Source organism: Microcella pacifica, from assembly GCF_009371975.2.
GTDB classification, from domain to species: domain Bacteria; phylum Actinomycetota; class Actinomycetes; order Actinomycetales; family Microbacteriaceae; genus Microcella; species Microcella pacifica.
This window is the reverse complement of sequence record NZ_VIKT02000044.1, coordinates 1-3,195: the sequence shown is the minus strand read 5'-3', so window position 1 is coordinate 3,195 and position 3,195 is coordinate 1. Positions and strand designations below refer to the sequence as shown.

3 protein-coding genes are annotated in these 3,195 nt (G+C 64.5%); 1 reads left to right on the top strand and 2 read right to left on the bottom strand.

The window, feature by feature from the left end; all coding sequences use genetic code 11:
- Positions 1–509: 509 nt before the first annotated feature.
- Both FK219_RS13190 and FK219_RS13185 read right to left on the bottom strand, forming a co-directional pair.
- Positions 510–710 carry a hypothetical protein gene (locus FK219_RS13190; protein ID WP_152584330.1) on the bottom strand — a complete coding sequence of 67 codons (201 nt, stop codon included), beginning with the start codon at positions 708–710 and terminating at the stop codon, positions 510–512.
- Positions 711–752: 42 nt separating this feature from the next.
- Positions 753–1,895 carry a M23 family metallopeptidase gene (locus FK219_RS13185; RefSeq protein ID WP_165638154.1) on the bottom strand — a complete coding sequence of 381 codons (1,143 nt, stop codon included), beginning with the start codon at positions 1,893–1,895 and terminating at the stop codon, positions 753–755.
- A 1,062-nt stretch (positions 1,896–2,957) separates the two neighbouring features.
- Between FK219_RS13185 and FK219_RS13175 the strand changes: the two genes are divergently transcribed.
- Positions 2,958–3,195, top strand: a 238-nt coding sequence (locus FK219_RS13175; protein WP_152584328.1) for a transposase, incomplete at its 3' end; no start/stop codon positions are given.

The window sequence follows — 3,195 nt, the reverse complement described above, 5'->3', positions numbered from 1 at the left end:
TGTTGATGCCTTTCGAGTTGGGGTAAGAGACTTCTCGAAGGATCACACGGTGACCGCGTTCACGTCAGCAACGACGTGCGCGACCACCGTGGGTTACACCACTATGCGGGACTCCACTGTTTTCTCCTGACGGATCGTGGGCCATTCCCTCTCCGTCCGCATGCAAGCTCGCCTGGTCGTCCACGCATTGGAGAACGTCATCGCCAGACGCGGCGATGTTGCTGGCTGCTTCATCCATTCGGATCCAGGCAGTCAACCTCGAAGTCGGAAGGTCTTGCGCACGCTGGAGCGCCGCACACTGTTCCGATCAATGGGTGAGGTCGTTGCGGCCGTGGATAACGCGGCGATCGAAAGTTTCGTCGCACTGCCACAAAAGAACTTCCTTGGCCGACGCTTCTCAGCTTCTCGCATGGAGCTACCAATGGGGATCTTTGCTTGGACCGCGCGAAAGTATCGCCGGCAACGGCGTCAGGCAGCGTTGAAGCCTTTGACCCCTTTGGAGTTCAAGACTATGTTCGGTACGAGCGCTGCTCGGATTCAGCGTTCATGGTCGCGACCGACTCGAGGATGCGCGACACGGCGATCTGGGTCGCCTCTACGTCGCCCTTGGCCGACTGGACGTCGTCCCACGAGGGTGCGGTGGGAGCCGCGGTCGCAGCGGTGGTGCTCGTGACCCCGAGCGCAAGAACCAGAGCCGTCACGAGGGTCACGGCTCCGATCTCACGGCGCCCGGGGCACCGCGTCAGAGCCGCCTACCCAACAGAGAGCCCTTTGTTTCGCAGAAATGCGATCGGATCAGTCGACGATCCGTTGATCCGAACTTCGAGGTGCGTGTGACAGCCTGTGGAAGCACCAGTCGTGCCAGCGCGGGCAATTTGCTGGCCGACCGCAACCGGCTGCCCCGTCTGCACGAGAATTCCACCCTGTTGAATGTGTGCGTAAGCCGTCGTCACGCCGCCCCCGTGGTTGATTCTGATGAAATATCCGTACGTACCATTCCAGCCCGCGTACTCGATGGTGCCGCCCGACGCTGCGTAGGTCGGCTGACCACACGACGCGGAGATATCTACGCCGGTGTGGAGAGCGACATACCCGTATACGGGGTGCACGCGGTAGCCATACGGTGAGGTGACGTAGCCCGAGGTGGGCACGGCCCAACCGTTCACGATCTGGCCGGCGTCGAGACTCGAGCCCGAGCCATACTGCGCCGCGATACCCGCCGCGTAGTCGGCCTCGGTCGCCGCACGGTTCTCGACGAGCACCGCGAGCTGAGCCTCGAGGCGGGCCTGATTCTCTTGCTGCGCGATGAGCGCGGTCTGCGCTTCGAGCGCCGCAGCTTGCGCCTCTTCATAGGCGGCCTGGGCTTCGATACGCAGCTCGTCGCGGATCTTCTTGGCCACATTGGCCTGGTCCGTGAGCGCCTGCGCGGCGTTCTGGTCTTGCAGCGCCGCGGCGTGAATGCCCTCGGCCTGCTCGGTGATCTTGCTCGCGAAGCCGAGGCGCGAGAGCAGGTCGTCGGCCTGGCCAGGGTTCGTGAAGAGTGAGGCCGAGAGGTCGCCACCACCCGAGCGAGCGAGCTCAGCGACGAACTGGCCGGCGCGCGATCGCGACTCGTCGGCGCGCAGTTGCGCCTCGTCGGCCTGGGCCTGCAGCTGGTCGGCGGTGTACGCGGCCTCGTCGAAGGCCTGCTGCGCTTCGAAGTAGACGGCACCCTTCTGCTCGGCGACGGCCTGCGTGCGCTCGACCTCGGCGGTGATCGCGGCAATGGCCGCGCGAATCTGCCGGATCTGCGCCTGGGCGGCCGCGACGTCGCGACGGGCCTCGAGCACGTCGTTCCACGAGGGGTAGTCGACGGCATAGGCGGGCTCGTCAGTCGTGGCGATCGAACCGGTCACGAGCAGGGCGATAGCCGCGACTGCAGCGGTAAACGCGCTGGCGCGACGACGACGTGCTGTCTGCATGATTGCTCCCCGGGGCGGCGTTCGCGCGTTATGTCACAACTTCCACACGAGCACCATTGACAACAGTACCAACGGATGCCGCGTTCGGCCAGGTCTCGCACCGCACGCGTCGCAGGGCACCCTGTTGGCAGGGCGCCCGCATCCTTGTCGCGACGCTAACGCGCCGCTCGCACGCGACCCGGGAAGCCGGTCGGACCGTCGCCGAACCCGCGTGGCCACGCAGGCCGGCCCCGTTTGGCATTCGAGCCGCACGACCCGTATGCTCGCGTGTCGGTTGCTCTGCGGCTAGGTGACCTGTCACCAGTTCGTTCCTCACGCCCTCCTGGCCTGCCCCCGGTGTTCAGTACGTTCTCGACGAGATCCGTTCTGTTGACGCGTTCGTCGCGGACGAAACCCGGATTGATCGTGACCACGAGAGGTCGTCGCCACACGTCGGACCAGATCGTTCGCCGGCTCGGCATCGCCGGCCATGTCTCCATTCAAGAGCAATACCTGGAGACTGACGAACTCTGAAAGTCCGCACCTGAAACTAGTGACCATCCTTCATCCAAGAGGTACTCTCGGCTGCGATAGCCAATGGAGGCGGGAGACGACTATGGCGATGCGATTCTACGTCGGCAACAACACGAGTGGTGACCCAAGTTGGTGGCTGTTCGGAGCGAACGATGAATTGGCCGCTTGGGCCGGGGAGACTTTCGCCTCGGAGTCGAACGCCAGGAGGGCAGCACTCGCGTTCAAGGCGGGCGCTGCCACGGCAAGTTACGAGGTCTACGCCGACACCGGAGGAAACTGGCGTTGGCGCGCGCGGCGGGCGAGCGACAAAGTGGCCGCCTCCGGGGAAAGCTTCGACTCGAAGTCCAACGCAGAGCGGGCCGCTGTGAACGTGAAAGACAACGCGCGATATGCGCCTGGTCCTTAACGCTGGCACCTTCTGCGCTCATGGCATGAATCCCCCCGGCGTGTTCGGAGACTCGATTCCTTGGAAGGATCAGTCTCATGGCACGACCCAACAAGTATCCGCGCGAGCTTCGTGAGCGCGCAGTCCGTATGGTCGCCGAGGTGCGGCCTGACTATCCCAGCGAGCACGCCGCGATCACCGCGGTCGCCGGCATGGCCGGCATCGGCTCGCCCGAAACGGTCCGAACCTGGATTCGGCGGCAGCAGGTCGATGTCGGCCAACGGCCGGGGGTGACCACCGAGGCGCAGGCGGAGATCAAGAAGCTCAAACGAGAGA